The 24,005-nt window shown below is 44.8% G+C and carries 22 protein-coding genes; 13 read left to right on the top strand and 9 right to left on the bottom strand.

Going from position 1 to position 24,005, the window contains the following annotated elements; genetic code table 11:
* Positions 1-30 precede the first annotated feature (30 nt).
* From DR864_RS27845 to DR864_RS27820, 6 genes are all read right to left on the bottom strand, one after another.
* Positions 31-528, bottom strand: a complete 498-nt coding sequence (locus DR864_RS27845) for a hypothetical protein (RefSeq protein WP_114070045.1) — start codon at positions 526-528, stop codon at positions 31-33.
* A 151-nt stretch (positions 529-679) separates the two neighbouring features.
* Positions 680-1,291, bottom strand: a complete 612-nt coding sequence (locus DR864_RS27840) for a DJ-1/PfpI family protein (RefSeq protein ID WP_114070044.1) — start codon at positions 1,289-1,291, stop codon at positions 680-682.
* Positions 1,292-1,333: 42 nt separating this feature from the next.
* Positions 1,334-2,251 (bottom strand): EamA family transporter, encoded by a 918-nt coding sequence (locus tag DR864_RS27835; protein WP_114070043.1) that lies wholly within the window; start codon positions 2,249-2,251, stop codon positions 1,334-1,336.
* Between the two features lie 55 nt (positions 2,252-2,306).
* Positions 2,307-3,056, bottom strand: a complete 750-nt coding sequence (gene pgeF / locus DR864_RS27830; RefSeq protein WP_114070503.1) for a peptidoglycan editing factor PgeF — start codon at positions 3,054-3,056, stop codon at positions 2,307-2,309.
* A 13-nt stretch (positions 3,057-3,069) separates the two neighbouring features.
* Positions 3,070-3,726, bottom strand: coding sequence for an orotate phosphoribosyltransferase (gene pyrE, locus DR864_RS27825; protein WP_114070042.1), 657 nt, complete (start codon positions 3,724-3,726; stop codon positions 3,070-3,072).
* Positions 3,727-3,830: 104 nt separating this feature from the next.
* A complete protein-coding gene (locus DR864_RS27820; RefSeq protein WP_114070041.1) occupies positions 3,831-4,643 on the bottom strand; it encodes a universal stress protein in 813 nt (270 codons plus the stop codon).
* Positions 4,644-4,853: 210 nt separating this feature from the next.
* Between DR864_RS27820 and porX the strand changes: the two genes are divergently transcribed.
* Complete coding sequence (gene porX, locus DR864_RS27815; RefSeq protein WP_114070040.1) at positions 4,854-6,416, top strand: T9SS response regulator signal transducer PorX; 1,563 nt, start codon at positions 4,854-4,856, stop codon at positions 6,414-6,416.
* Between the two features lie 103 nt (positions 6,417-6,519).
* Here porX and DR864_RS27810 read toward each other — a convergent pair whose 3' ends face one another.
* Positions 6,520-8,901 carry a TonB-dependent receptor gene (locus DR864_RS27810; RefSeq protein ID WP_114070039.1) on the bottom strand — a complete coding sequence of 794 codons (2,382 nt, stop codon included), beginning with the start codon at positions 8,899-8,901 and terminating at the stop codon, positions 6,520-6,522.
* A 76-nt stretch (positions 8,902-8,977) separates the two neighbouring features.
* Between DR864_RS27810 and DR864_RS27805 the strand changes: the two genes are divergently transcribed.
* Positions 8,978-9,625, top strand: a complete 648-nt coding sequence (locus tag DR864_RS27805; RefSeq protein ID WP_114070038.1) for a hypothetical protein — start codon at positions 8,978-8,980, stop codon at positions 9,623-9,625.
* Between the two features lie 115 nt (positions 9,626-9,740).
* A complete protein-coding gene (locus DR864_RS27800; RefSeq protein WP_114070037.1) occupies positions 9,741-12,227 on the top strand; it encodes a heavy metal translocating P-type ATPase in 2,487 nt (828 codons plus the stop codon).
* Positions 12,228-12,235: 8 nt separating this feature from the next.
* Here the strand turns inward: DR864_RS27800 and DR864_RS27795 are convergent, their stop codons facing one another.
* The gene (locus DR864_RS27795) at positions 12,236-12,997 is read right to left on the bottom strand and encodes a hypothetical protein (RefSeq protein WP_114070036.1); all 762 of its coding nucleotides are present in this window, start codon (positions 12,995-12,997) and stop codon (positions 12,236-12,238) included.
* A 316-nt stretch (positions 12,998-13,313) separates the two neighbouring features.
* Here DR864_RS27795 and ccoS point away from each other — a divergent pair, with 316 nt between their 5' ends.
* The 6 genes from ccoS (at position 13,314) to DR864_RS27765 (ending at position 19,483) form a co-directional block, all read left to right on the top strand.
* The gene (gene ccoS, locus DR864_RS27790) at positions 13,314-13,478 is read left to right on the top strand and encodes a cbb3-type cytochrome oxidase assembly protein CcoS (protein ID WP_114070035.1); all 165 of its coding nucleotides are present in this window, start codon (positions 13,314-13,316) and stop codon (positions 13,476-13,478) included.
* Positions 13,479-13,496: 18 nt separating this feature from the next.
* Positions 13,497-15,644: a cytochrome-c oxidase, cbb3-type subunit I gene (gene ccoN / locus DR864_RS27785; protein WP_114070034.1), complete on the top strand. Its 2,148-nt coding sequence runs from the start codon at positions 13,497-13,499 to the stop codon at positions 15,642-15,644.
* A 65-nt stretch (positions 15,645-15,709) separates the two neighbouring features.
* Positions 15,710-16,771, top strand: a complete 1,062-nt coding sequence (locus tag DR864_RS27780) for a cbb3-type cytochrome c oxidase N-terminal domain-containing protein (RefSeq protein WP_114070033.1) — start codon at positions 15,710-15,712, stop codon at positions 16,769-16,771.
* Positions 16,772-16,840: 69 nt separating this feature from the next.
* On the top strand, positions 16,841-18,253 hold the full coding sequence (gene ccoG, locus DR864_RS27775) for a cytochrome c oxidase accessory protein CcoG (protein WP_114070032.1): 1,413 nt from the start codon (positions 16,841-16,843) through the stop codon (positions 18,251-18,253).
* Between the two features lie 81 nt (positions 18,254-18,334).
* Complete coding sequence (locus DR864_RS27770; protein ID WP_162794197.1) at positions 18,335-18,769, top strand: FixH family protein; 435 nt, start codon at positions 18,335-18,337, stop codon at positions 18,767-18,769.
* Between the two features lie 12 nt (positions 18,770-18,781).
* Positions 18,782-19,483 carry a sulfite exporter TauE/SafE family protein gene (locus DR864_RS27765; RefSeq protein WP_114070030.1) on the top strand — a complete coding sequence of 234 codons (702 nt, stop codon included), beginning with the start codon at positions 18,782-18,784 and terminating at the stop codon, positions 19,481-19,483.
* 514 nt (positions 19,484-19,997) lie between these two features.
* On the opposite strand, the gene DR864_RS27755 is transcribed toward DR864_RS27765, so the two are convergent.
* Entirely contained in the window at positions 19,998-20,189 is a 192-nt protein-coding gene (locus tag DR864_RS27755; RefSeq protein WP_114070028.1) for a hypothetical protein, read from the bottom strand.
* Between the two features lie 92 nt (positions 20,190-20,281).
* Here DR864_RS27755 and DR864_RS27750 point away from each other — a divergent pair, with 92 nt between their 5' ends.
* The 4 genes from DR864_RS27750 (at position 20,282) to DR864_RS27735 (ending at position 24,002) form a co-directional block, all read left to right on the top strand.
* Positions 20,282-20,479, top strand: coding sequence for a hypothetical protein (locus tag DR864_RS27750; protein WP_114070027.1), 198 nt, complete (start codon positions 20,282-20,284; stop codon positions 20,477-20,479).
* Positions 20,479-20,931: a type II toxin-antitoxin system VapC family toxin gene (locus DR864_RS27745; RefSeq protein WP_114070026.1), complete on the top strand. Its 453-nt coding sequence runs from the start codon at positions 20,479-20,481 to the stop codon at positions 20,929-20,931. Before DR864_RS27750 ends, DR864_RS27745 begins: the two co-directional genes overlap by 1 nt.
* A gap of 325 nt (positions 20,932-21,256) precedes the next feature.
* Positions 21,257-22,618, top strand: coding sequence for an oxygen-independent coproporphyrinogen III oxidase (hemN, locus tag DR864_RS27740; RefSeq protein ID WP_114070025.1), 1,362 nt, complete (start codon positions 21,257-21,259; stop codon positions 22,616-22,618).
* Between the two features lie 145 nt (positions 22,619-22,763).
* The gene (locus DR864_RS27735) at positions 22,764-24,002 is read left to right on the top strand and encodes a PAS domain-containing sensor histidine kinase (protein ID WP_114070024.1); all 1,239 of its coding nucleotides are present in this window, start codon (positions 22,764-22,766) and stop codon (positions 24,000-24,002) included.
* Positions 24,003-24,005 lie beyond the last annotated feature (3 nt).

Genomic DNA, 24,005 nt, shown 5'->3' with positions numbered 1-24,005 from the left:
GCTAACTCTATATGATTTTCCTTAAATAAATTATTTTGATTTCTTCCCTGAAATACGGAAGGAAAATGTTAAAGCACGACCTACAGTATCCTTTAAGCTGGTAATGTCTTCAAAATTAAGATTACCCCCACCTACAGTTCCACTTTTAACCCCAGCACTGTACATATCAAATAAACCTGATGCTGTCTCACTTGGTTTTAACTCAATGCTACTGTAAACATCTTTACTGGTCTCGGTTTGTCCATTCGTATATTTTGCAGTTTCTACATAAGTAAGGGTAATTATATTCGAAGCACTTTTGGAAACATCAACAATTGCCGTTAACTCTCCCTGGTTGTTTTTAAAAGGGAAAATATAACTTTCTGATTGTTCGACAGGTGAATCGACATATTTATAAGCAACCGTAACTTTATCCACGGCATAGCTTCCAATCACCTGCTCGGCGGGTTCTGGTTCTGGCTCAGATTTTGAACATCCTGCCAACATGGCTGAAGTAATAAATAGTGCAGCGTAAAGATATTTTTTCATATCACTAAAGTTTGTAGAATGGTTTTCAGTATTAATACAACGAAACAAAGTATAAAATTAGTCAAATATTAGCAAATAAAATCCCCCAAAAACGGTTATTTTCCTCATTGAGAGGCTCTGGCAAGGCATTTAGCGAGCGCTTTGTGCTCGATTATTGCCAGTAATCATATTGTGCATAACGCGCTGCTTCGTCGGCTACTTCTTTGCCCAACAATTTACTGACTACATAATACGACATGTCTATTCCTGCCGATACGCCCGCAGAGAGGATGACGTGGCCATTGTCAACGTACCGAACTCCTTCCAGTACCTCAATAGCAGGTGAAATGGCCCGTAAGGCCTCTAAGGCTTTGAAATGCGTGGTGGCTTTCAGTCCTTCCAACAGCCCCGCATTGCCCAAAATCAAGGCCCCAGTGCATACCGAAAGAACCAATTCAACGTGAGCAGCATGCTTTTTTACCCACTCCAACACCACATCATTGTCCATTTCGCGGCGACTTCCAAAAGCAACTCCTTCGGGAGAAAAACCGCCTCCACCCGGAATAAGAATCAAGTCAGGCGTGGGACATGTATCCAACAAATAATCGGGAATAACGGTCAGTCCGTTGCGGGCTACCACGGGGGATTTCTCCGCAACTGTGTAGACATGAAAGGGTTTCTCCGTAAACGTCCGCAATCCAGTTACGCTGAAAACCTCATAAGGGCCCGCAAAATCGAGCACTTCTACCTCATCGAATAAGAAAATGGCTACATTTCGGGTCATGGGAACGTATGTGTTTTGTTAGAAAATGGTCAGAGAAATGAACTAACGCAAATTACCAGCTTTGGCAGATGCTCTTCGCCCAAACGTTATCAAAACAACGCCTGTCAAAACTACCGCAGAAGCGACCAGCGAGCGGGTGCTTAATTTTTCGTTCACCACTAGCCACCCTAAAACCATGGCCACCACTGGGTTGACGTAGGCGTAGGTGGCGGTCAAAGAAGGGGCCGCATGGTGCAACAACCAAACGTACGCCGAATACCCAACAAAAGAACCCATCACTATCAGATAGAGCAACGCCATGTAGGTTTGGTGGGTCATGTTATCAAAAGCTTTAAAGCCGTTTGGCTCCAAAAACAAGCTCATAATCAAGGAGAAAATCCCCCCTCCCAACATCTGAATCGCGGTGGTCTGCATTTGGGGAGGCATATCCAAATACGGAGATTGTAACGACCCCCACGCCCAAGTAATTGACCCAATAAAAACCAAAAAAGCAGGAAATAAGGGAATTTCACGTTGGGATAGATTCTCTCCTGGATTCAGTAAAATATACATTCCAATCAGACCAACCCCTAAGCCGACCACCGTCAGCCAAGAAGGTTTTTGTTTTCCAAAGAAGTAATAATCCAAACCCACCATCCAGCCTGGAAGCGTAGCTACAAGCAGCGCCACCAAACCCGTTGGCATAAATCCTATGGCATAGGCAACGGCGCAGTTTCCGACACCGCTCAAAAGCATTCCAATCCAAGCCGCTGACAGCCATTGCTTTACGCTCGGAACAGAATACCCACGTAGCAGCGTAAACAAAAAGAAAATGACACCCCCTACCAAAAATCGAATGGCATTGGTCAGCAACGGCGGTAGCACTTCAATAGCGTATCGAACTCCCAAAAAAGTAGAGCCCCATACGACATACACGATGACCAGGTTGGCCCAAAGTTTTACAGAAGAAGATTGTTGCATTGTATCATGTTAGCCCGAGCGAGGTTATTTATTTTCAATAACGTCTACCCTATTTTTACGCATTTTTCATTCCAATAACGGCCAACATCCGCCCCGTTTGGCCTTTTTCCAAACGATAGGAGAAATAATCGTCATTGTGGGTAATGGTTGAATACGGTGATATTTCAATTCGCTCCGAAGGAATTCCAAAATTTTCTAACTGCGCGGCATTGGCGCGTTTTAAATCCACCAAAAACTTCCCACTTACGGTGTCAAACCGTTTAAATTTATCAGAAAACTGCTCCGCTACTTCTTCCCCCACTTCAAACGCATTTTCATCAATGCACGTACCCACGTAAGCAAAGCAATCCCCAGGAGCAGTACCGTATTCGGCGTGCATGGTTTCGAGGGTTTTGTACACTAGTTGAGAAACGGTGCCGCGCCATCCAGCATGGACCGCCCCAACGACCCGACGATGGGCGTCATAAATCAGCACGGGCGTACAATCGGCGACGGTGACCCCAAGCACAACCTCTGGCACATCCGTGACGAGCGCATCAAAGCCTTCGGTTCGCCCAGGTTCGGTTACTATTTGGATGCTATCTCCGTGTACTTGATAAGAAGAGGCAAGTCTGGCTTCCGAAATTTCCAACTTTTCAAAAAAAAGGCGTCGGTTTTCTAGCACATTCTCGGGTGCATCTTTGGTATTGATGCCCAAGTTGAGCGACGAAAAAGGAGACGCGCTTACCCCACCGTTGCGCCTACTCTCTGCTGCAATAAGATTGGGAAAACGTTGAAAAATGGTGGGAGAGTGAAATAATTGCATCATTTATAGTGATTTACGCACCCCAGCTTCCGGGATCTTCCCGCCATTTAGATAGTGTTTCCAATTGGCTTGACTCGATATAGTCCAATTTGAGTGCTTCCGTGAGTAGGCAATCATAGTTACTCAATGACACCAATTCGACACCTTTTTGCTTAAAATTTTCATCAGCAATGGAAAAGCCATACGTAAAAATTGAAATCATTCCCAAAACCTCCACACCAGCCTCGCGCAGTACATCTACTACTTTGAGCGAGCTTCCGCCTGTAGAAATGAGGTCTTCGAGTACTACTACTTTTTGGCCAGCCAAAACCCGACCTTCGATTTGGTTGCCCATCCCGTGTTTTTTGGGTTCGGGACGCACGTAGGCGTAGGGCAAATGCAACACATCGGCCACCAAAGCACCCTGCGCAATACCCGCAGTAGCTACTCCAGCAATCAGCTCCACGGCCGGAAAATGACTTTTGATGGCTCCTGCCAATGCGTTTTTGATGAAAGTCCGCACTTCAGGAAACGAAAGCGCCAGACGATTGTCACAATAAATGGGTGAATTCCAGCCTGAACTCCATTTGAAGGGCTGATCGGGGCGAAGTTGAATCGCTTCAATGTTTAATAAGTACGCCGCAACTTGGCGGGCTACTTCTGGTCGATTCACTGCTACAGTGGTTTGCATGAACGGTGTAAAGATGATTTTAATCCTGCAAAACTACGCATAAAAAAAGAATGGTTGGGAATGCCAACCATTCTTTTAAAAGCTCCGAAAATAAAATTTCTTCGTTAATGACTCACCATCACGGCCATTTCGGCGTGATTGACCACATCTTCGGCCACACTGCCGTAAATAAAATGTTGGATTCCCGTGCGCCCGTGGGTATACATCACGATAATGTCAGCCTCCACTTTTCTGGCATAATTTAAGATTCCTTTTTCGATGGTACTCGCTTCGACAATCTCAAATTGATAGGTATTGTAACCCAGTTCAAGCGCCCATTTTCCAACTTTTTCGCGCAATGCTGCTTCATCGAAAATTTTGGTACCGTTGTCGACATACACAAAATGAGGATTGATGTTTGATTTATCCAACAAAGCGGTGGAGGTTTTCACAAACTGCTCATTTTCAAAATCTACGGCAAATACTACATTATTAAACTCACTCACGGGTGATTTTACGACCAACACAGGACAGGTTGCGGTTCGCACAACGTGCTCTGCATTAGACCCTTTCGTCCATTCTTTCCAGCCACTTGCCCCCGTAGAACCCATCACTACTAAATTTGCATTTTGGTGCAAAACGGCCTCGGCAAGCGTTTCGTTTTCCCTTACTACTTTCAGTTTAAAACTAACACCTTCGTAGGCGGGTCTATCAATCATGTCTTTGAGCCGGTCTTTTGATTCTTGGGTTAGAAAACGGTAATAATCTTCCTTACCGTCATAAAAATCATTATCAATCATGGTATATTCTACCGTCGGAAAAATCAATCGTTTGAGCAACACGATGGTTGAATTGTGCTTTTTGGCAATCTCAACGGCCACGTCTAGGGCATATTCAGAAACATCACTTAAATCGGTAGGTACAAGAATCGTTTTCATTGGATGAATGGATTTGTTGGTTATCTTCCGCAATTTCCGTTCATTAGCTATTTTAAAATATGATTATTGGCAGTTATGTTTGATGATTTATGTCACCCTACAAACAATTATTCGAGCCGAAAGGCGTTAGGAGAGGTACATTTTGGGCTTTGATTTTTACCGTACAGGCTCCTTCTTATTTTTCAATCAAAACATCTTATCAACTATCTTATGGCTAATATTCTTTGGGCAGATGATGAAATAGATTTATTAAAACCACATATTTTATTTCTAACCGGCAAAGGCTACACCATCACCCCCGTCAATAGTGGTTCTGATGCCCTCGATAAAGTAGAACACGAACGATTCGACGTTGTTTTTCTGGACGAAAATATGCCTGGACTCTCAGGCCTCGAAACCCTAGCGCAGATAAAACAATTACGCCCCAACCTTCCCGTGGTCATGATTACCAAAAGCGAGGAGGAGCGTATTATGGAAGAAGCCATCGGCTCCCGCATTGCCGATTATCTCATTAAGCCGCTCAATCCCAATCAAATCCTGCTTTCGGTCAAAAAAATTCTGGATAACAAGCGGTTGGTTAGCGAAAAAACCAACATCAGTTACATGCAGGAGTTTCGGCAATTGGCCATGCAATACCAAGACCGCATCGGTCATGCTGAGTGGGTTGAATTATACAAAAAACTGATTTACTGGGAATTAGAACTCGAAAACACGCAAGACAAAAGCATGGAGGAGATTCTATCGACCCAGAAAGAAGAGGCCAACAACAATTTTTGCAAGTTTGTCCTCGACAATTATGAAGACTGGCTCAATGATCCCAACGCCGACAAGCCGATTTTGTCGCATCAGTTGATGAAACGCAAAGTGTTTCCGTTGATGAAACAGACGGAGCCTTTATTTTTTATTCTGATTGATAATCTACGTTACGACCAGTGGAAAGTCGTAGAGCCGCTGTTGACTGAGTTTTTTACAGTCGAAGAAGAATCTTCGTATTATTCTATTCTGCCTACCACCACAGGTTTTGCGCGTAACTCGATTTTTGCGGGAATTATGCCCAGCGAAATCGAGAAACAATACCCTAATTGGTGGGTAAACGACGAAAATACTCCCGACGGCGAAGAAGGGCTCAATAAGCATGAAGAAGATTTGTTGCGCAAACAGTTTGAGCGTAACCGGATGCAAGTGAAGTTTTCGTACAACAAAATCATTAATCAAAATCAAGGGAAGACGCTCATCGACAACCTTCCCAACCTGTGGAAAAACCACCTAAACGTGGTCGTGTTTAACTTCGTGGATATGCTCTCACACGCCCGCACCGACATGATGATGATCAAGGAGTTAGCTCCTGATGAGGCCGCGTATCGTTCCATCACCAAGTCTTGGTTTCAGCACTCTCCCATCATGGACTTTCTGCAAAGAATTGCGGAGAAAAAAGGGCGCATTATCATCACTACCGACCACGGCATGACGCGGGTGAAAAAACCCGTCAAAATTGTAGGCTACCGCGAAACCAATACCAACTTACGTTACAAACAGGGAAAAAACCTCGGCTTCGACGACAACAATCACATTTACGTGTGCCGCCGCCCTGAGCGCTTGTTTTTGCCTAAACTCAATGTTTCGACGGCCTATGTTTTCACCCTGGGCGATTACTTTTTTGCGTATCCCAACAACTTCAATCAGTACGTCAATATGTACCGCGATACCTTCCAGCACGGCGGGGTCTCGATTGAAGAAATGATTATACCGTTTGTGTTCCTGAAACCTAAATAAAGGTAGTACAACGCTTTAAACCGCGTTGGGTAGGTTTCTCAAAACCTACCCAACGCATCATCGTGCAGGCGGTTTCTCAAAACCGCCGTTTTATTCTAATACCTCAGAATTCCACCCGATAATTAACCACGGGCAAAATCCCCAGCTGGTACTGCTGAACAACTTTACGCTGAAGAATATCGTAGTAACTGAAGGCTTCATTTTTAGTACTCGTTACGTTCTGAATATCAATAGACCACGTCCGTGTGTAGTTAGGTTTGTTGCGTTTCCAGAAAATGCGCAGGTCGGGCCTAAAATAATCCTTTAGCTTAATCGTATACAATTCCGTGGCTTTGTACACCGTTTGGGCCGCGCTTTTAGATGCCTCCAAATCAATCGGAGAATCGCGGTAGCCCCCTAGCCACAAAACCCGCAAATTAACGCCAAACGTACGATTAGGACGACGATGAAACTCTTTCCCACCCGCCAAACTGAACGTATGATTTCCGTTGAAACGCGTATTGCGGTCGACTCCGTCCTGCCCTTTGTACCTCGAATTATACAATGAACCCGTGATAAGTGCGTAAAAATTATTTTGTAGCAATTGTTGATACGTTACTTCGATACCATAATTCCTGCCAGTACCTGTGTTAGCCAATTCTCCATCGGTAAAACCTTCCAACAGATTCAAAGTCGAGAAAGCGGGAATGACCCGGTAGCTCACAATAGACGGGTTTTTGGCCACTGGAACATTGTACAAGGATTGATAATACACTTCTACTTTCAAGGAAGATAGCAGCGATAGATTTTGCTCATAGCCCGCTACAAAATGTTGTGCTTTGGTAAACCCTAAACGAACATTAGGAAATACTTCGTCGCGGGTGGCTGAATTTTTGAGGGCTAAATATGTTTGTGGTAATTGTAATTGACTGTGCAGACCATACGACAAACTAAAAGCGGTGCGTTTATTGGCGGTATAACGCAAGGAAGCCCGAGGCTCCAGGGAATTAGTTTGATTGTACGTATACTCAAGCCAATGAAGTCCCAACTGCATGGTCAGGCGCGGGGCAATTCGCCCCGTGAGGTTGATGTACGGCTGAATAATCAGTCCCTTCATCCCCCCTCTTGCAATCCCCCGATTGCTGATATTAACCGAATCTTCCTGATAGGTCAGGTACAAACCTTCCTGCAATTGCCATTGCGCATTGAGTTTGTGCGAAAGCGTCGTCGAGAACGAATAACGTGTTTTTTTGAAAGCATCCAACTGAATAAAAAAGCGATTATAAGAGGTTTTTGAAAGCACATAGCCTTCGCGGCGCGTATCCAAAGCCGAAGCCGCCAACACCGTGCGTAGGCTAGAATTTCGGCCTACTTTCAGTTGATGCGTCAAGCCAATGGCACCCATTCGGTTTTTAAATTCAATGTCAAATCCGTCTTTTTCAACTTCCCACAGCAACGTATCGCGCTCGGCCTTAAACACATTACTACTCACACCTCCCATGCCAAATACCGTAAAATGGCCTGCTTTGCGGGTAGGAAATGATAGATTGAACGAAAGGTCCTGAAAACGAATATCTTCCCCACCAAATTTGACGCCCATCGCGGCCAATAGTCCTGTGAATGAATAGCGGTAATTGACCAGATACGATGATTTATTTTTGCGGGAAATGGGTCCCTCGGCCGATAAGTCAATGCCTATCAAACCTGCCTGCGCCGTAAATTCGTGCTTTTGGTCATTGCCTTTGCGCAAATGTACGTCCATCACCCCACCCAAGACATTGCCGTATTGAGAAGGAAAAGCCCCAGTCAAAAAGTCGGCGCGCTCCATGAGTTGCGCACTCAAAATATTAGTTCCTCCGCCCGATTGCGTCGGTCGGTCGCTAAACGTTCCCGCATTGCTGAGGTGATTGGGGTTCACAATCTCAATGCCTTCTAATCGCCACTGCGTCCCCGTCGGAGAATTGCCACGAATGACCAAATTATTGGCTTGGTCGTTGGCCGCCACTACGCCCGGAAATGACGTAGCAAGGCGGGCGGGGTCAAAAAAAGTAGCCGCATAGCGCAACGTTTGTTCGATGGTAATACTCTGTATGCTACTTTGCGAAACAGGACGGGCAGTACGTACAACCGCCTCAGCGAGTTGTTGAGGGCTTTCTTTGAGGGAAATGGTTAGCACTTTTTCCTTTCCAGCCTCCAACAAAACCTCGGGGATAACAGTCGTTTCGAACCCAACACTGCTTATTTGGATTGAATACCGTCCGATAGGAATCGCCGTAAATCGAAAACTGCCGTCGGCCTCCGTGATGGTGCCTTTGTCGGTGCCCGTTAATGTAACGCTCGCCCCCGCAAGCGGCTGATTATTGTCAATGTCCAGCACCACGCCCCGCAGGGTTTGGGTAAGGGTTGTTTGTCCAAAAAGTGAACCAGAAAAGCAAAAAACGGCCACCAGAAGCAAGGAGCCGACAGTTACCGAAAAATTCAAATGAGCAGTGGATATATGTTTCATCAATATACTTACGTTGTTTATTGCCAAATGTAAACTTAGTATTAAGGAATTTAGTTATCAATCAAAGTCAAAAACAATGAGCCTCAAAACAACCGAAGCCAAGCTTTATTATGCCCTGTACGATTTTTTCGAAGCAGAAGGGTTTCGACTGTTGATGGACAAAAAACAATTCCGCAAAAATACACCTGCGGGCTTCACAAACATCATTTTTTCGGTCTCTGAATACGAAAAAGAAAATGATGCGTGGATAGAAGTTCACATTGGATGCCGAAATGATCAGGTAGAACAAATCGCACAGCAATTTTTAAATGCCAATTTGGTCGATTTTCGTTCTGACGTCAATACCATTATCATCTCCACCGGCAAATACAACGACGTCAATTATTTCCGTTATAAAATTCAAAATGACGAAGATTTGACCGACGCTTGCGAGTCTATCAAAGAGTTCATGCAGCTTTCGGGCTTTGGCTTTCTTGCTTCCATTACGCACGTGGGCGACATTGACCGCATCCTAAACCTCATGCCCCAAAAATCGTCTAAATACCTCTATAATCAGGTGCATCGCTGTTTTAAGGGAGTGGTAGCTGCCAAACTCAACAACAGCCCACAATTTGACCGACTCATTGAAATATACCGAAGCTATCTCTCCAAATTCGGTAATGATGTTGAACGCGCCAATTACGACCGTCTCATCGCCTATTTGAAGTATTACGGCAATAATTAATCCCTTCATTTCAACTTTCTAAATTACTGACAAAAGTCAGTTTTGTACCTTGACAATACTCATATATTAGTGACAGTCCCCGGCGCAATTTTGGGCAAATACAAATACCCATTGTATGTCGCAATCCATTTCATCTACTGTCGAAGTCGCCTGCTACCATTGCGGAGCCGACTGTGAAGAAACCGTCATTGTCCACGATAACAAACCCTTTTGCTGCGAAGGCTGCAAATTGGTCTATGAGTTATTGCAGGAAAACGAACTGTGCAGTTACTACGATTTTACAAAAAATCCGGGGGTTTCGCCCGATAAAAACTACTACAAAGGCAAATACGCTTACTTAGATCTTCCAGAAGTACATCAGCGCATCATTCAATTTACGGATGGCCGCCAAACGCACATCAACTGGTACCTGCCCCAGATGCACTGTAGTTCGTGCGTGTACTTACTCGAAAATCTCCACCGTTTGCAAGAAGGGGTCATTTCGGCCGTGGTAAATTTTCCCGAAAAGCGGGTACGAATTATTGTTGATGAAGAAAAAATCAAGCTGAGTCAACTGGCCGAACTGCTGACGTACATCGGATACGAACCCTACATCAGTCTTCAGGACGTTGAATCTGACCAATCTCCCAAAATCAACCGAACGCGTTTATACAAAATCGGTATTTCGGGATTTGCCTTTGGCAACGTCATGATGATGAGCTTCCCCGATTATTTTGGATTGGGCGACACCCAAACCGACCAGAAGCTGCAATCCCTGTTCAGTGTTTTTAGCGTGGTGTTGGCATTGCCCGTCTTTTTTTATGCCGCTTCGGATTTTTTTGTGTCGGCGTGGAAAGCCATTCGAAAACACTATTTGAACATTGACGCTCCCATTGCGTTGGCTATTTTGGTCACGTTTGTGCGCAGTTTGTACGAAATCGGCACCCAAACGGGCGTAGGTTATCTCGATTCCATGACGGGCATTGTGTTTTTTATGCTATTAGGCCGGTATTTTCAAGACAAGACCTACTCGGTTATTTCGTTTGACCGCGACTACAAATCTTATTTCCCTGTAGCCGTGACGCTATTGCACAAAAGCAAGAGCACGGCCGAAAAGCCCATTGACGCAGCACAAAATGACCTTTACGCCGTCAATGCCGAGGAGCCGCAAATTATGGTGACCGACCTAAAAGCGGGCGACCACATTTTGATTCGCAACAAAGAATTGATTCCCGCTGATGCACGTTTAGTGAGCGAGCGGGCCATGATTGACTACAGCTTTGTTTCGGGGGAATCAGCACCCGTGGAAAAAACCCGGAACGAAATCATCTACGCAGGTGGGCGTCAGGTGGGCGGTGCCATTGAGTTGGAAGTCACCAAGCGGGTTTCACAAAGTTATCTGACGCAACTTTGGAACAAAGACTCTTTCACTCAAAACAACCAAAAGCAGGACCATGATTTGGTAGCCCAAATCAACCGCTATTTTACCTGGACGGTTTTGGGACTGGGCATTGCGGGATTGGTCTTTTGGATGTGGGCGGGCGATTTGCCACGCGGCATCAACGCCATCACCACCATCCTGATTGTGGCTTGTCCGTGCGCTTTACTGCTCTCCGACACTTTTACCAACGGAAATATTTTGGGGATGTTTGGCAAGCATAAATTTTACCTCAAAAATGCGAAGGTTATTGAAAGCTTATCAGAAATTGATACCGTTGTTTTTGACAAAACAGGCACTTTAACCTTGCCCGACGCGGGTCAAATCCAATTTAAAGGCACGCCGCTTACGCGTTTACAGCAGCGCATCGTGCGTACGATGTGTGCGCAATCATCTCACCCCCTGAGCCGCCTTATTTCTAAATCGTTGGCAGCCGTTCCCAAAGAAACAGCCCTGACGGGCTTTCAGGAAGTAGAAGGCAAGGGAATTATGGCCAATTTAGGCGAAAACTGCCTCGTAAAATTAGGCTCAGCCGCATTTGTGGGTCTTTCGGAAGCCCCACAAATGGCATCCAATGCCCACAGCAGGGTCTATTTTTCTTTTGGGGAACAACAAGTTGGCTATTTTGAAATTCACAGTTACTACCGCGAAAACCTATCCGATACGCTCCAAGCCCTCAAGCATAAAAACTATCAAACGTATCTTTTATCGGGCGACAAACCGACGGATGTAGCCTTGTTGGGCCATTTGTTTGGAGATGCCACGCACTTACATTTCAACCAAAAGCCCGAAGATAAGCTCGCATTTATTGAACAGTTGCAACAAAAAGGTCGCAAAGTACTGATGGTCGGCGATGGTCTCAACGACGCTGGGGCTTTGGTCCAAAGCAACGTGGGCATCGCCGTTTCTGACAATATCAACAATTTCTCACCCGCCTGCGACGGCATTTTGGAAGGCAACCATCTGTCGTTTTTGCCCCAATACGTGCGCCTCGCCAAAGCGGGCCGCAGCATCGTGGTTCAGAGTTTTACTATCTCAGTAGTGTATAATATCATCGGACTTAGTTTTGCCTTGACGGGTACGTTGGCTCCTGTTATTGCGGCTATTCTGATGCCAGCAAGCTCGATTTCCATCGTTCTGTACACCACCATTGCCAGTAGAATTGCCACCGCAAGAGCGCTTTAACTCACTTATTACCAAACCCGAATCGCCACGGCATTGATGAGTCCGTTGACCACAAATGCCAGCAAAAATGAAACCGCTATTGAGAATTCACGGAGGAAAAATGCCTGTAAAAACAGGAACGTGGTAAACCCTACCAGCCCTATCATAATACCCCTGAGTATGGTGATAGTAGCATTACTTCCTTGAAGATAGTGCGTAAAAATGGCCAAAATGGAAGTAATGATGGGAAATGGAGTCAGAATGCCGCTCCACGTTGGCCCTAATCCCTTTGCAAGGGCGGTAATGGCAAGTACAAAAAGGGTGGCTACCAACATTCGGAAGGGGATATCTAATCTAGGAGTTTTGGCTCGTTCGAGCGGGGGAATTCCCGCGACTGGGAGCGGAAAATAGCGCAGCGCCACCACGATGCTGATGACAGCGACACCGTAGATGCTCCACAGGCTCAAATGAAGAGAGTCCAGTAAGAGTGCAGTTGCAACAAACGCCCCGTAAGAAATGAAAAGCGTCGGCAACCAAGTAAGAGACTTTGATAAAAACGCATAACAATAACAAAAACCAACCAACGACACGACACCCGTCAGAATACCGGGAATGGCCCGTATTCCGAAGGCCGTCCCCTGTTCCACAATAAAAAATACCAGAATTGGCCCAGCAACCCATGGCATACTTCCGATAATCCCTCCAATTTTATTTCCCCATTTACGGCTTACGAGGGTAATCATTCCAATGACCATCGGCATCATGGCCAATTTAAAATATAGTGTATTCATCCAGAAACAATAAATATCCACAAAGGTACACAGAGAAAGCACTCAAAGTCACGCTAACGTTTTTTTGTGGATAAAGGTGTCTAGCGGTGCGTTAAAGGCTTATTTCATAATTTAGGCACTGTACAATAATAGCCTTCATTTTTTTGGTGAGGCAACCGTCTGTCAATTCGTCAATCATCCGATAAAGCTGATAAAAGTCAGTTTCATTCCCTGATATCCCTCATCTTTATTCGTAAGCACTGCGGCTACTTTTGGGCAACCCGTTCGGAAGTGCTGAGTCTCACTTACACCCCGACAAACGCAAAATTTAATACCTATGAGTGCTCTTATTCTTCTCCTTTCAGTCAGTCTGCTCGTGGCAGTCGGGTTTTTAATCGCCTTTGTGTGGTCGGTCCGAAAGGGTCAATTCGACGATGATTACACCCCCTCCGTTCGAATTTTATTCGACGACAATGAAAAAAATTCATCTCCTCAATCATAAACTCCTCAAATCTAAAGTATGGAACCAATTTCCAAAACGACCGCTACTGTTGAAATGGAAGAGTTCACCTACGATAACGTCATTGTACGGAACTTCGCCATTGCCTCTATCGTGTTTGGGATAGTCGGCATGTTGGTAGGTGTGCTTATTGCCTTTCAATTAGCATTCCCTGCCCTCAATTTTGACATTTCGTACACTACCTTTGGTAGACTACGACCATTACACACCAACGCCGTTATTTTCGCCTTTGTCGGCAACGGTTTTTTTATGGGGCTTTATTACTCCGCGCCCCGGATTCTCCGAACCCCCATGTGGAGCCCTTTGCTGAGTCAAATCAATTTTTGGGGGTGGCAATTAATCATCGTCGCGGCCGCCATCACTTTACCACTTGGCCTAACCACTGGAAAAGAATACGCTGAGTTGGAATGGCCCATCGACATTGCCATTGCTTTGGTTTGGGTAGCGGGGTTGGTTAACCTAGTAATGACGATGGTAAAACGTCGGGTACAGCATATCTACGCGGCCATTTGGTTTTACTTGGCTTCGTTCGTAACGGTTGCCATGCTTCACGTGGTTAACAGCGTAGAATTGCCCATTTCGTTGACCAAAAGCTATTCATGGTACGCAGGTGTACAGGATGCGTTGGTGCAGTGGTGGTACGGACACAACGCCGTTGCCTTTTTCTTAACCACGCCTTATTTGGGTCTGATGTATTATTTCTTGCCCAAAGCCGCCAATCGTCCTATTTATTCTTATCGTCTTTCGATTGTTCACTTCTGGTCATTGATATTTTTGTACATCTGGGCTGGCCCTCACCACTTGTTGTATACCTCATTGCCCGACTGGGCACAGTCGTTAGGAGTGGTTTTCTCCATCATGCTGATTGCTCCTTCATGGGGTGGAATGATCAACGGACTCTTCACCCTGCGCGGTGCTTGGGATAAAGTACGGGAAGATATTGTGCTAAAATTCATGGTTGTAGCCGTTACCGCCTACGGAATGGCCACCTTTGAAGGCCCTATGCTTTCGCTCAAAAACGTTAATGCCATTGCCCACTATACCGACTGGATAGTTGCCCACGTACACGTTGGGGCCTTGGGTTGGAACGGCTTTATGACCTTTGCCATCATGTATTGGTTGTTTCCACGGATTTACGGTCGGCCTTTGTTCTCCCAAAAATTGGCTAATTTCCACTTCTGGATTGGCACCTTAGGAATTATATTCTACGCGGTACCGATGTACTGGGCGGGCTGGACACAATCGTCGATGTGGAAAGAATTTACGGAAGAAGGTTTCTTAAAATACCCTAACTTCCTCGAAACCGTTACTCAACTTGTGCCTTTTTACGTGTTGCGTGGTTTTGGTGGCACACTGTACTTAGTAGGATTCTTGGTAGGTGCTTACAACCTCATGATGACGACCCTCAACGGCAAACTCATCAGAACCGAAACGGCCCGTTCAGCGTCTTTGGCTTCTATCTGGAACCCACCAGCCAACGAATACTGGCACAGCCGTATTTTTGAGCGCAAGCCCGTGTTACTGACCGTTATTGCCTTAGTTGCCGTAATCATTGGTGGCGTGATTGAGTTGGTTCCGACGTTTATGGTTGAATCCAACGTTCCGACCATCGAAAGCGTGAAACCCTATACCCCGCTAGAATTACATGGCCGCGACATCTACGTTCGTGAGGGTTGCTATACCTGTCACTCACAGATGATTCGTCCGTTCAGGAGCGAAACCGAACGCTACGGCGAATACTCTAAAGCAGGTGAGTTTGTGTACGACCACCCATTCCAGTGGGGCTCAAAACGAACCGGACCTGATTTGCACCGGGTGGGAGCTAAATATCCTGATTCGTGGCACTTCAACCACATGGAAGACCCCACCAGCATGTCGCCAGGTTCCATTATGCCTAAATACCCTTGGTTGTTGGAAGATGAGCTTGACTTAAGCACTACCTCGGCCAAAATCAGCGCGATGCAAACGTTGGGCGTTCCTTACGAAGAAGGCTACGAAGAAAAAGCCACCGCTGATGCCCAAGAACAAGCTAAGCAAATTGCGGAAAATCTCAAAAAAGACGGTATCAAAGCCAAATCTGACCGAGAAATCATCGCCCTGATTGCTTACCTGCAACGAATGGGAACCGACATCAAAGCCGCTCAATAATGATAAAAAATAGCAGTGAGTAATCTATGTTTACTCACTGCTATAAACCCAATAGTCTATAAAAAATGAAATTCAGAAACTACCTCCAGGCAATCGACGGAGTGGCCATCTATCCGCTCATTGGGCTGCTCATTTTTACCGGTCTATTCATCGGTTTGGTTTGGTACCTCTTTCGAATGGACAAGCAGACCATCCAAAAGATGAGTAATCTTCCGCTAGAAGACGGCACCGTCCGAAACATCCTCTCTACCCTTCTGCTTCTTTTTGTGACTTCAGGTGCTTTTGCGCAGGCTGAAGCCCCCAAAGCAGGAAACAAAGAACTGGTGACGTACCTTATCTTGATGATATTGCTGTTGGTCATCGCAGCCGTGGTTGCAGTATTGGTACAGGTGTTGTTGTTGCTGAAAAAAATCTCGGCAAAAACGCAAACCTCCGAACAAGTAGTAGAAGACCTGCGTGGCGATAAAGCACCGCTGTTCAGCGCCCGTTGGTGGCAACGCTGGACGGGCTTCGGGGTTCAGCTCGAAGACGAGCAACGTATCCTTATCACGGGCCACGACTACGACGGAATCCACGAACTCGACAACCGTATGCCCCCTTGGCTTGCATTTCTTTTCCAAGGCACCATTTTGTTCGCCTTTGTCTATTTGATTTATTATCACCTAACGGGCGCGGGAGATTTGCCGATGGCTGAACTTGAAAAAGAAACGCTTGTCATCGAAGCTAAAAAAGCCGCCTTCCTTGAAAAAGCATCGGCCAAAATCAACGAGAATACCGTGGCGCTTCTTACCGATGCTAAAACCATTGAAGAAGGTAAAGCCATTTTTGCCGCCAATTGCGCCGCCTGCCACGCGGCCGATGGTGGGGGTACGGTAGGTCCAAACCTTACCGACGAATACTGGCTGCACGGTGGCGGCATCAAAAATGTGTTCAAAACCGTCAAATACGGCGTACCCGAAAAAGGGATGATTTCGTGGGAAAAGCAGCTAAATCCGCTCAAAATGCAACAGGTTTCTAGTTACATTATTTCGTTGAAAGGAACGAAACCCGCTAGTCCCAAAGCTCCGCAAGGAGAAGTTTATACCGAAACAACGGCCAAAACGGATAGCACCGTTGCCTTGAAATAACATTGAACGTCAGCATGTCGGTCGAATTCTGACATGCTGACACCCCATTCCACTTTGACATTCTCAACCATGAATCCCCTAGATACACACCCCGATTTTGATGAATCGTTTCGCGATAATTTCGCAGCTGTAGACAACACTACGGGCAAACGAAACTGGTTTTTTCCGCAAAAACCAACGGGAAAATGGCATAATCGCCGCGTGTGGTTCACGATATTCCAACTCAGCGTGATGTTTGGGTTGCCTTTTATCAAAGTCAATGGGCAGCCTTTATTTCTCTTCAATATTTTAGAGCGCAAATTTATCATCTTTGGTCTTTTCATCGGGCCACAAGATTATTGGCTCTTTGGGCTCATGATGATTTCATTTTTTGTGTTTATCGTTTTGTTTACCACGGTTTTCGGGCGAGTATGGTGCGGATGGGCGTGTCCGCAAACGGTATTCATGGAAATGGTTTTTCGTAAAATTGAGTACGTCATCGAAGGGGACTGGAAAGCACAGCGGGCCTTAGAGAAAGCCCCCTGGAACAACGAAAAAATCGTCAAAAGAACCCTCAAAGTGGTGGTTTTCATGACTGTTTCGTTTCTGATTGCCAATCTTTTATTGAGCTATTTTGTCGGCGTTGACCGCTTGTGGCGCATTGTTTCAGAGCCTATCACTGAGCACTTGACGCTGTTTTTGGGAATTTGCGCGTTTACGCTGATTTTCTTCTTCAACTTTGCATGGCTACGCGACCAAGCTTGCACCGTTGTGTGTCCTTACGGGCGTTTACAGGGTGTTTTATTGGACAAAAACTCAGTCGTGATTGCGTACGACTACAAACGCGGTGAACCCCGCGAAAAATTGCACAAAGGCAAAGAACGCACCGCTGGCGACTGCATCAACTGCTTTCAATGTGTAAATGTGTGTCCTACCGGAATCGACATCCGTAACGGGACCCAAATGGAGTGTGTCAATTGTACCGCCTGCATTGATGCCTGTGACAACATCATGGAAAAAGTAAATTTGCCCAAAGGCTTAATTCGCTTCGATTCCGAAAACAACATTGCGAGTGGCAAAAGCAAGTTAATAACAACCAGAACCATTGCCTATGCCGTTGTTTTAACGGCATTATGGGTGGCCTTGGGCTACGCCATTCTGACCCGCGACGATACCGAAACAACCATGCTTCGGGTGCCCGGCTCTCGCTACATTGAGAATCCAGACGGTAGCATCAGTAATTTGTACACTTTCAAACTATTCAATAAAACCAATCACGCCATCGACCCCCAAATGCGGATTCTTTTTCCGAAAGGCACTCTAAAATTTGCGGGAATTCCTAGTTTGCACCTCGACGGTGCGGGGATGGTAGAAGGGTCAGTGTTTATCACTATTCCTAAAACCGAAATTGCCAATCGCAGAACGGAAATTAAATTAGCCATTTATGCTGGCAGTGAAAAACTGGAAGAATTTAAAACAACATTTATTGCACCGGAAGAATAATGATTGGTGGCTGGTGAAACAGTAGTTGGTTTATCTGTCTATTACCAGCCCCCAACCACTCTCTACAAAACATATAAAATTATGAAAATCTCTTGGGGTACTGGCATTTGGGTTCTGTATGGCTCGTTTGTCTTGTTGATACTGACGATGGTGGGCATGAGTGTTGTCCAAAAAATAGACTTGGTGACGGATAAGTATTATGAAGAAGAAATCCAATACCAAGGTAAAATTGATAAAATCAAAAACGCCAAAAACTTGGCAGCTCCTCTGGTTTGGGAAGTGACAGAATCTGGTGTTAAAATCAACTATCCCAAGGAGTTAAAAAACATTGGGGGTGTTGTAAACTTCTATTGTCCTTCCGACAACAGTAAAGATTTCAGCGTAAAAATTCAGCCCGATTTAGGGAATACACAGTTCATTCCAACCCAAAATGCCGCTACGGGGCGTTATCAAATCCAATTCGACTGGAAGTCAGGAGAAATGGCGTATTGGAACGAAGGAATTGTAAATTTATAGTAAAAAAATACCATGTTTTACCTCGCATTTACATTAGGCCTGATGAGCAGTCTCCACTGTGTGGGGATGTGCGGGCCTATTGCGTTGGCGTTGCCGGTTCACCACCGGTCTACGTTCGGAAAAATGCTGGGGATTTTGATGTATAACGCTGGTCGCGCCATTACATACAGTTTGCTTGGGGTGTTGTTTGGATTTCTGGGCAGTGCGCTAAATTTTGGAGGATTGCAGCGCGGCCTCTCCATCGGAACGGGCCTTTTTTTGTTGGGTACGGTCGCGTATTCATCGCATTGGCTCGACCAACTTTCGGCTCCTCTACCCTTACAAAAAGGAGTTCAATGGATAAAAAAAAGGTTGAGTTCATTACTTTCCCGTCGAAGTTTTCCTGCCCTGTTTTTGCTCGGCACGCTTAATGGATTATTGCCCTGCGGGCTTGTCTACATGGCGCTTATTAGTTCCGTTGCCCTAGGCAATCCGTGGGAGGGGGGACTATTTATGGCCCTTTTTGGGGTGGGCACGATTCCTGCCATGAGTGCCGTGGCATTTGTTAAAACGTTTATATCTACCAAATTTCGCAACCAAGCCCGCCGACTCATGCCCGCTTTTGTGGCCGCCGTGGCGATTTTGTTGATTTTAAGGGGTCTGGAAGTGACAGGCTGGCCGATGTTGGGTTTGGAAGCCCGTGAGATTCCTGTTTGTCATGGGGCTGTTAAGTAGGCCAATCATAGGTTATGATTACTGTTTATAATCACGATTATCTAAAAAATAGAACTTTTTTCCCTAAAAACTTCTTTCATATTCATGCAGATGTTGATCCTTCGCGGTGCGCGAGAGTACGTCAAACAATGCTGGACTGTTTTTGGATATTGTTTTTTACGATTTGTATCGTTTTACATACAAATCATATAATCGAAAAGGTAAAAAGACTGAAAGAGAGTGTAGTGGAAATGAATCTTATCAACTTTAAACCCTATGAAATTATGAAAACATCAACTCCAACTAATCAATTTAAAAGCCCCCAAAAACAGATTTCAGTCAGTACTCAACGGCCTTAAATATAGTTCTATGCCAGCCTCAAAAGCTGGCATTTTTCTTATCTACCAAATTTACTTTAAACACTCTCATTTCCAATTTTGAGTAAACTTTTTCCAAATAACTCGCATTGACACTTTTCACAAACTCCTCCACTGTTAAAGCGGTTCTTTCGTTAGTATCCACTATCTTCATTTCATCATAGATATTTTACTGCTATGGGGCGGTTGGTACGGGTATCTCGCATCTTAAACACTACGGCAAAGTTACCTGAACTAAAATGCAGGGCACCCGTAGCGTCATACTCCAGACGCAGGTGAGTGAGGCTACCAAAACTATGTTCGGCCAATCGGATGGCATCTTTGTATTCACCAATGGTAGGATAGGGCATTTTTGTAAAATCGTTTCAGTTTTGTATTTTCGCATTACAGGCTTTGTTCAACGAACCTGCATTGCTTTTTTAAGTTCTTAACAGCATTACCAATGAAAGCAAAAACAATAACCAAGCCTTATTTTCTCAAACTTCCCAAAACCTACGCTGCCGAAGAGATTCTTGCGGCAGGAGGTACGACTGCATTTGGTAAACAGACCGGCTATGATCCCAAGAAGCTCTACGACATCAAAGGAGAGGGGCTTACGAACGAGGAAATCGAACAAGCCCTCAAAATGCTTTCAAAATAATGAATTTGCTTTTTGATACCAATATTATTCTTCAGGTAACTCGCAAAGAAGGAGGTTTGGAGCTTCTCAAAAAGCTCAATCCTGACGACCAATTAATTTATATTTCCTTTGTAAATGTAGCCGAAATTCAATCTATTGCCTATCGAAAGGGCTGGAATGAGGTAAAATCAGGACGTCTGGAAACGTTTTTGAACATTGTCCGGGTAATTGACATAAGCGATATTCTGTTACCTTCTTACGTTGGTATAGATGCTTACAGTCAACGCAACCATCCAGATTATACACATTACCCTTTTCGCACTCCACGAAATATGGGTAAAAACGACTTATGGATTGCGGCTACGGCCTCGCTTCTCAATCTTGAGCTTGTCACCACCGACGGAGACTTTGACCATCTACAAGACAGTTTTCTAAATCTTCGCAAAATCACCCCTGCCTTTTTTCAACCTTAATCCTACGTTCCTGCTTCTTTATTTGGTTACAATCCCCGTTTGTCACGGCGAATAACGCACAGTGACTTTTGTTACATTTCCGGGTTGTGATTCAACCCCTATGCTTCATAGCATTACCCTTCACTGGCTCGGCTGTCAATCTACTCCATCACATTAACCCCTGTTAATCAACAGATTACAACTAATCACATCTTCTTTTTATAAAGAATAGCCGCGATTTTTCTCTTCATATTCTCATGACGGTTTTTAGCTATACATGACGATTATCATATTTTACTCGGCCAAAGAAGTTGATTTTTGATAAAGTTACCTTTCAGTATTCACCATGAACAGTCAACTCTTACAAAAATATAATGTCCCAGGCCCGCGCTATACGAGTTACCCCACGGTGCCTTATTGGGATAAAACACCTGTAACTGACGAGCGTTGGAAAAACCTCGTAAACGATACTTTTGAAGTAAGCAACGCCACTCAGGGCATTAGCTTATATATACATTTGCCATTTTGCGAGCGTCTTTGCACCTATTGCGGCTGCAATACCCGCATCACGGTCAATCACAAAGTAGAGCACCCCTATATTGATGCGCTGTTGAAAGAATGGCAACTTTACACTGATTTTTTACCTACTCGTCCCCAACTGCGGGAAATTCACTTGGGCGGAGGTACTCCTACTTTTTTTAGTCCCGAAAACCTAAAAAGACTCATTAATGGCTTGCTCGAAAAGGCCGATGTTCACCCCGATTCCGAATTTGGCTTTGAAGCACATCCCGCAAATACGACCGATGAGCACTTGGCAGCGCTTTACGAAGTTGGCTTTCGACGCATAAGTATTGGAGTACAAGACTTTAACCCGATTGTTTTAGAACTTATCAACCGTCCGCAAACCTACGAACAGGTGCAACACCTGACCGAAAAAGCACGCGAAATCGGTTACAATTCGGTCAATTATGATTTAGTGTATGGGTTGCCCCAGCAACAAATCAGTACCGTGGCAAAGACTATCAATGAAGTGATTCAATTGCGCCCCGACCGGATTGCACTTTACAGCTACGCACACGTGCCTTGGGTAAAACCCGGACAGCGTAAGTTTACGGAAATGGATTTGCCCGATGCCGCCAAAAAACTGGCGATTTACGACAATTGTCGGGAAGCTTTAGAAACAGCTGGTTATACCGACATCGGTATGGATCATTTTTCTTTACCGACAGATGGTCTCTACGAAGCCGTTCAACAAAAACGCCTCCATCGCAATTTTATGGGTTATACCACCACCCAAACCAATTTGCTGATTGGTCTGGGCGTATCAGCCATTAGTGATTGTTGGTGGGGCTATGCACAAAATGAAAAGACCGTTGAGAAGTATTACGAACGACTGAAATCCAACGAACTTCCTTTGTTTAGAGGCCACGTGCTAACCCGCGAAGACCTGATACTGCGCCGTCACATCCAACGATTGATGTGCAATTTTGAAACGTCTTGGTACGATTCTAAAGAGCAGTGTAAAGAACTATATGATGCCCTTACAAGATTAGAAGAACCTGAAAAAGATGAGTTGGTTATTATCGAGCCGTATCATCTTACCGTTACTGAAAAAGGGAGAAATTTTATACGCAACATCAGTATGGCTTTCGATGCCCGCCTTTGGAATGACATTCCACAGACGGCAATCTTCAGTCAGGTGTTTTAAAATCACGGCTGAGCTTTTAGGGATGATTTTGTGTAAAAAATTTTCAACCATCTGTATATCAACAAAATAGCCAATAAAATATTGACTATTTTATATACCTATACAATTAACACTTGCAAAAATCACAATAACCACCGTATTTGGTATGTTAGAAGTATTTATTCAGCAAACCCAAGCGATGAGAAGACACGTCGAAATGTTACATGCACTCTTTAAAAGTGCAACAGAGGGGATTATTGTGGTAGATTCATGGGGAGAAATTCAATTGGTAAATCCAAAGGCACAGGCGCTGTTTGGGTATGATGAAGGAGAATTGCTCGGCAAGAAAATTGAGACCCTTATTCCTCAACGGTACGCAAAAAAGCACGTTGATCACCGCATGAATTACGCCCAGCAACCCAAAGCCAGAAGCATGGGCGGCAATTTTGATTTAAAAGCCAAACGCAAAGATGATAGCGAGTTTCCGGTAGAGGTAAGTCTGAGTCCGTTTAGTACCAGCGACGGCGACTACATCGTCAGTTTTATCATTGATATTTCGGAACGAAAAAAACAAGAAGTTGCGCTGCTTGAAGCCCACCACGAAATCCAAAACCTAAACGCTGACTTAGAAAAACGGGTCGAACAACGTACTCGTGAGCTGGCCCGAGCAATGGAAGAACTCGAACAATCGAAGCAGGAAGTAATGCGAGCCCTTGAAAAAGAGCGCCAACTGAACGATATGAAAACAAAATTCGTGACCATTGCCTCACACGAGTTTCGCACTCCTTTGGCCACAATCTTGTCATCAGCCTCATTGATTGGACGTTACGTCCACAGCGAAGAAGATGAGAAACGTCAAAAACACGTTCAACGCATAAAATCGACGGTTAATAATCTGACCGAAATCTTGAATGATTTCTTATCGTTGGGAAAACTGGAAGAAGGCCAAATTCGCAACGTGCCAGTGGTGTTTAATCTTTACGAATTTTGCAAAGAAATGGTAGACGAACTCCGTTCGGTGTGTAAGGAAAACCAACAGGTTCAATATATACACACTGGCGATTCGGAGGTGTGTGTTGACCGTCATTTGCTCAAAAATGTTCTCATCAACCTTATTTCCAATGCCGCAAAATATTCGGGCGAAGGAAAAGACATTTTTTTAAACACTGCAAAAGTTGATTCAACATTAAATATCGTCATTCGGGACCAAGGAATTGGTATTCCAGAGCAAGATATTCCTTATGTGTTTGACCGATTTTTTAGGGCGCAAAATTCAGGAACAATTCAAGGAACTGGACTGGGACTCAACATCGTATACAAATATGTTCAGTTGATGAATGGAAATATTCACCTTGACAGTAAGCTCAACGAAGGCACCCGTGTTTCTCTTGTACTTCCCACTTAATAG

It is taken from the genome of Runella rosea, from assembly GCF_003325355.1.
GTDB classification, from domain to species: domain Bacteria; phylum Bacteroidota; class Bacteroidia; order Cytophagales; family Spirosomataceae; genus Runella; species Runella rosea.
Note: the sequence above shows the minus strand (reverse complement) of the source record. Positions and strands in the feature narration are given on the sequence as shown.